Here is a 5,478-nt window from a genome sequence, read left to right as displayed (position 1 = left end):
CGGTGGCGTGTTCGGCGAGGCGCTGGATCGCGGCGCGCACCCGCTTGGCCGCCGCGAGGTCGCCCGCGCCCGCCACCACCGCCCCTCGGACGGCGAGCCGCGACCGGGGGATCCAGGCCGCGAGGTCCTCCGGCGCGTGCAACTGCTCCCACGGCTCCACCGCCCCCGAGAGCAGGAACTCCAGGCACAGCGCGCCCGCGTCGAACCTGAAACGCTGCCCGTCGCGCGCCGTCAGCGTCATCCCGCTTGCACTGTCCACCCGATCAGTGTAACACTCGACACCAGTTAAACCGGTGTCAGCGGAATCGAGGGGACACGATGGACGAGCTGATCGCGTTGACCGAACGGGCCTGGGAGGCCAACCGGAACGGCGACGCCGCGTTCTACGACCGTTTCCTCACCGAGGACGTGGTGAGCGTCTCCCCGTGGGGCGTGACGACCGACCGTGACGCCATACTCAAGGGGTTCGCCGAGAACCGGAACCCGTACACACGCACCGACCAGTCCGACCACAAGGTGATCATGCTGACCGGCGACAGCGCCGTGCACACCAGCACAGTGGAGATCGACGTGCTCATGAACGGCACGGTGAAGCAGACGATGCGGGTGTACGCCACGACCGCCCTGGTCCGCAGGGAGGGCGAGTGGAGGGCGGCCGTCTTCCAGATCACCCCGGCGCCGGCCGCCTGACACTCCCGGCCCGCGCGGCTCAGCCCCAGAAGCTCCGCAGGTGGGGCACCAGCTCGGCGGCTCGCTCGTCGGGGAAGAAGAGCCGGCCCCCCTCGATCTCGACGATCCCGCGCACCCCCGGGATGGTGTCCCGCAGCCAGCGAGCCCACCGGACGTCGAAGAACGCGTCGCCGGTGCCCCACACGACCTGCGTCGGCACGGCCAGCACCGTGAGCAGCGGCTCGATGGCGATCATGTCCTTGGCGTCGATCGAGACCAGCATGCGCTCGAACGCCTCGCCGCCGCCCGGCTTGGCGAGGATCGGCCGGACGTACGCCTCGACCAGGGCGGCCGGGTCGTCGATGCGCTCGTAGGCCTCGCCGTACACGCTCTGGGAGATCAGCTCCGGCCGGTCGAGGAGGGCGGCGGTCAGGGGCGCCAGCTCGCCGCGCGCGGCGAGTTCCACCGTGGGCCTGAACGCCTCGGGCGGCGTGGCCTCGTGCACGTCGCAGTTGGTCAGCGTGAGTGTGCGCAGCCGTTCGGGATGACGGACGGCGAGATGCTGAGCGACCGCGCCGCCCGTGTCGTTGGCGACCAGGTCGACGGGGCCGAGCCCGAGCTCGGCGCAGAACTCCTCCACCGCCTCCGCCAGCCCGGGCAGCGACAGGTCGTCGCGGGCGTCGCTCCCGCCGTGGACGGGCAGGTCCGGCGCGACGCACCGGCGCTCGTCCCGCAGCTCGGCGATCACGTTGCGCCACAGGTGCGAGCTCGTGCCCACCCCGTGCAGGAACAGCGCGACAGGGCCGTCGCCTCCGGAACCTTCGTCCCTGTACGCCAGCCCACCGGCCTTCTTCATGACCACTCCCCTCAAGCAAACCGACTGTCGGTCTGGAAAATAACCGACTGCCGGTCGGTATGTCTAGAGTTGGGTCCATGAACCTCAGGGCAGAGCGCGGCGCCGCCACGCGCGAACGGGTCGTCGCCATCGCCCGCCGGCTCTTCGCCGAGCACGGCTACGAGGGCACGTCGATCGAGGCCGTGCTGCACGAGTCGGGGCTGAGCCGGGGCGCGCTCTACCACCACTACGCGGGCAAGGACGCGCTGTTCGAGGCGGTGCTGGAGGCCGTGGAGGCGGAGGCCGGCCGGGCGATCGTCGAGTCGGTGCGCGGCGTGACCGACCCCGGGCAGGCGCTGGTGACAGGCTGCCTGGCGTGGATCAGGCTGGCCGGAGACCCCGTGGTCAGGCGCATCGTGCTGATCGACGCGCCCTCGGTCATCGGCTGGGAGCGGTGGCGGGCGATGGAGGAGAGGTACGCCTTCGGCATGCTGAAGACGGCGCTGCAGGCGACGGGGGCGGTGCCCGCCGAGTTCGCCGATCTGCACGCGCACATGCTGCTGGCCGCGATCAACGAGAGCGCCCTGCTGGTGGCCCGCGAAGGGCGCCAGGAGGCGGCGGAGGCGGCCGTGGCCGACTTCCTGCGCCGCCTCCTCCGCCCGCTCGGACCCTGAAGGCTCCTCGGACCCTGAAGGCTCGTCGGACCCTGAAGGCTCGTCGGGCCCTGAAGGGTCATCGGGCCGCTCAGACCCGAAGGCTCCTCGTCAGGCCCGAAAGCTTCTCGGCCGGCCCTGAAGGTCAGGCGGCGGCGGTGGCCATCCTGCGGAGCCTGGCCAGCGCGTCGCGCTCGATGCGGCGGGCCCGGTCGCGGCCGATGCCGTAGCGCTCGCCCACCTCGGTGAGGGTGTGCTCGCGGCCGTCGACCAGCCCGTAGCGCCAGCGCAGCATCTCGCGGATGTCGCCCTCGAGGCCGGTCAGCCACTCGTCGAGCCGCTCGCGCTCCAGGATGTCGATCGCCTGCTGCTCCGGGTCGGCCCAGGTCTCGTCGGCGATCATGTCGCCGAGCTCGGTCTCGTCCTCGTCGCCCACGCCCAGCTGCAGCGACACCGGGTCGGAGGCCCAGCGGCGCAGCTCGCGCACCCGCTCGATCGGCAGGTCGAGGACCTCGGCGAGGTCGTCGTCGGTCGGCTCGGCGTCGAACTCGGCCAGCATGTCGCGCCGCACCCGCATCAGCCGCGTCATCTGCTCACCGGCGTGGGTGGGCAGCCGCACCGGCCGCGCCTGCTCGTGGATGGCCCGGCCCACCGACTGCCTGATCCACCACGTCGCGTACGTGGAGAACTTGTATCCCCGCTTGTAGTCGAACTTCTCCACCGCCCGCACCAGTCCGAGGTTGCCCTCCTGGACCAGGTCGATCAGCGGCATCCCGCGCCCCGAGTATTTGCGCGCCACCGCCACCACCAGGCGCAGGTTGGCCTGGATGAACTCGTCCTTCGCCCGCTGGCCGGAGACCGCCAGGCGCTCCAGCTCCTCGTCGGCCGCGTCCCCGATCCGCGGCTCCGTGCCTCCGCTGTCGAGCAGTTGCTCGGCGAACAGACCCGCCTCGATCCGTTTCGCGAGCTCAACCTCCTGCTCAGCCGTGAGCAGCGGGACCCGGCCGATCTCGGCCAGATAGGTCCCCAGCAGATCGCGCTCGGCGACGTGCTGCTCCTGCGTGCGACTCCCCGTAGGCCTTGCCATCCCCTGGCCACCTCGTTCCGCAGCTGCGTTCTATATCCGGCCAACGTCCGACCCGATGCAAAGATTCCCTAAAGGGGTACGACCAGCGGACGGTTCTGGATGTCCTCCTCAAGGAGGAGACCACGGTGAAACACCTGGTGGACGAGGGGAACCCCGGCCCGGACCGCCTCCAGCGACGCGGGCGTGGTCATCGGATCCTTCCTATCGCCTCGTTCAGCATGGCCCCGGCGTCGCCCAGCTCGTGCCGTCCCTGGGTGACCAAGCGGCGGCCTCCCGAGATCACCGAGTGGACGTCGGCCGCCGTGGCCGCGAACACCGCGGCCTCCGCTCCGCTGGTGCCCGCCGTACGTGCCGAGTCGAGGCGGATGGAGACCAGGTCGGCCCACGCGCCGGGGACGAGCAGGCCCGCGTCGGGGAAGCCGAGCGAGGCGTGGCCCGCGCCCGTCGCGGCGGCCAGCAGCTCGGCGGCCCTCCAGTGGCCGCGTCTCTGGCTGGCCAGCCGCTCGTTCAGCTCCAGGGCGCGGGCCTCCTCGAACAGGTCGATCACGGCGTGGCTGTCGGAGCCGAGCGTGAGCGGGGCACCCCGGTCGTGCAGGGTCCTGGCGGGGCCGATGCCGTCGGCGAGATCGCGTTCGGTGGTCGGGCACATGCAGATGTGGGTGCCCGACTGGCTGAGCAGCTCGATGTCCACGCCGTTCAGGTGGGTGGCGTGCACCGCGGTGGAACGCGGTCCGAGCGCGCCGTGCTCGTGCAGGACCTGCACCGGGGTGGCGGCGTACATCTCCACGCAGGCGACGTTCTCGGCGCGCTGCTCGGAGACGTGCGCGTGCAGCGGGACGGCGTGCCGGTGGGAGAACTCGGCGACCGCGGGGATGTGCTCGGGCGGCACCGCCCGGACCGAGTGGACGGCCGCGCCGATCTGCACGTCGGTCTGCCCCCGGTAGGCGTCGGCCAGGCGCTCGGCCCGTACGGCCCAGCGCTCGGAGTCGCCGTCGCCGAAGCGCAGTTGCGTGCCCGAAAGCGCGGCGCCGAAGCCGCCCGTCAGGTAGCAGGTGTCGAGCAGCGCGATGCGCAGCCCGGCGTCGCGCGCCGCCCGGACGAGCGCGTGGCCCATGGTGTTGGGGTCGTCGTAGGGCTGCCCGCCGGGCCCGTGGTGCAGGTAGTGGAACTCGCCGACGCACGTGATCCCGGCCAGGGCCATCTCGGCGTAGACGGCCCTGGCCAGCTCCAGGTAGCCGTCGGGGTCGAGGCGGGCGGCCACCTCGTACATCTGCTCGCGCCAGGTCCAGAAGTCGCCCCGGCCCGTCTGGGTGGCGCCGCGCAGCGCCCGGTGGAAGGCGTGCGAGTGGGCGTTGGCCAGGCCGGGGACGGTGAGCCCGGTCAGGCGTTCGGCCGCGCCCGGATCGCCCTGGGTGATCTCGGCGATCCTCTCGCCGTCCACCTCGATGAGCACGCTGTGCGCCACGCCCTCGGGCAGCCAGGCGTGCTCGCACCAGTAGGTCACCGACACAGGTCCTCCAGCACGCTCGCGAGTGCGGCCGTGTCCCTGACATGGCCGCCGGTCGTGAGGTCTCGTCCGATCCGCGCGAGTTCGTCGAGCATGGACCCACTGTGCATGGACCCACTGTAGTGAATGGATCCATTCAGCCGGACGGCACCGGGCACGTCAGGTGACGGGGCCCGCGGCGGGGCGGAGAATCAGCTCGGTCAGGTGGGCGTCGGGTCCCGCGTTGAGCGCGGCCAGCACGGCGCGGGCGACGCTCTCCGGCAGCAGGTATCTCTCCGGCTGGTACGGCCCGCCCTCGTGCTCGCGCACGCCGCGCTGCATGTCGGTGGCCACCCGGCCCGGGTAGATCGTCGTCACGCGGAGCGCCGGCTCCTCCAGGCGCAGCACGTCGGCGAACGCCCGCAGCGCGAACTTGCCGGCCGCGTACGGGCCCCAGCCCGCGGCGGCCCGCCGGCCCTGGCCCGAGTTGACGCAGACCACGTGGCCGCCGGCCCTCCGCAGGGCGGGGAGCAGCAGGCGGGTGAGCTCGGCGATCGCGACGACGTTGACCTCCATCGCCCGGCGCCACACGCCGGCCGGTGTCTCGTCGATCCGGCCGAGCGGCGCGATCCCCGCGCTATGCACGAGCACGTCGAGCCGCTCGACGCCCTCGACGTCGGCCGGGCCGACCGCGGTCAGCTCCACCGGCCAGGCCCGCGCGCCGGGCAGCTCGGCCGCCAGCGCGGCG

The 5,478-nt window shown here is 72.4% G+C and carries 7 protein-coding genes; 2 read left to right on the top strand and 5 right to left on the bottom strand.

Annotation, left to right across the window (positions count from 1 at the left end; genetic code table 11):
* Positions 1-259, bottom strand: a 259-nt coding sequence (locus tag DQW85_RS28580) for an ABATE domain-containing protein (protein WP_205315480.1), incomplete at its 3' end; no start/stop codon positions are given.
* A gap of 59 nt (positions 260-318) precedes the next feature.
* Between DQW85_RS28580 and DQW85_RS28575 the strand changes: the two genes are divergently transcribed.
* Positions 319-690, top strand: a complete 372-nt coding sequence (locus DQW85_RS28575; protein WP_113702973.1) for a nuclear transport factor 2 family protein — start codon at positions 319-321, stop codon at positions 688-690.
* Positions 691-709: 19 nt separating this feature from the next.
* Here the strand turns inward: DQW85_RS28575 and DQW85_RS28570 are convergent, their stop codons facing one another.
* The gene (locus tag DQW85_RS28570; protein ID WP_113702974.1) at positions 710-1,525 is read right to left on the bottom strand and encodes an alpha/beta fold hydrolase; all 816 of its coding nucleotides are present in this window, start codon (positions 1,523-1,525) and stop codon (positions 710-712) included.
* Positions 1,526-1,602: 77 nt separating this feature from the next.
* Here DQW85_RS28570 and DQW85_RS28565 point away from each other — a divergent pair, with 77 nt between their 5' ends.
* Positions 1,603-2,178, top strand: coding sequence for a TetR/AcrR family transcriptional regulator (locus DQW85_RS28565; RefSeq protein WP_113702972.1), 576 nt, complete (start codon positions 1,603-1,605; stop codon positions 2,176-2,178).
* Between the two features lie 124 nt (positions 2,179-2,302).
* Here DQW85_RS28565 and DQW85_RS28560 read toward each other — a convergent pair whose 3' ends face one another.
* The 3 genes from DQW85_RS28560 to DQW85_RS28550 form a co-directional block, all read right to left on the bottom strand.
* Positions 2,303-3,244, bottom strand: a complete 942-nt coding sequence (locus DQW85_RS28560) for a sigma-70 family RNA polymerase sigma factor (protein WP_113702971.1) — start codon at positions 3,242-3,244, stop codon at positions 2,303-2,305.
* Between the two features lie 187 nt (positions 3,245-3,431).
* A complete protein-coding gene (locus DQW85_RS28555; RefSeq protein WP_113702970.1) occupies positions 3,432-4,754 on the bottom strand; it encodes a formimidoylglutamate deiminase in 1,323 nt (440 codons plus the stop codon).
* A gap of 156 nt (positions 4,755-4,910) precedes the next feature.
* On the bottom strand, positions 4,911-5,478 hold a 568-nt coding region (locus DQW85_RS28550), incomplete at its 5' end, for an SDR family oxidoreductase (RefSeq protein ID WP_113702969.1).

Origin of the sequence: Nonomuraea lactucae, assembly GCF_003313395.1 — a bacterium.
Classification (GTDB): Bacteria; Actinomycetota; Actinomycetes; order Streptosporangiales; family Streptosporangiaceae; genus Nonomuraea; species Nonomuraea lactucae.
Note: the sequence above shows the minus strand (reverse complement) of the source record. Positions and strands in the feature narration are given on the sequence as shown.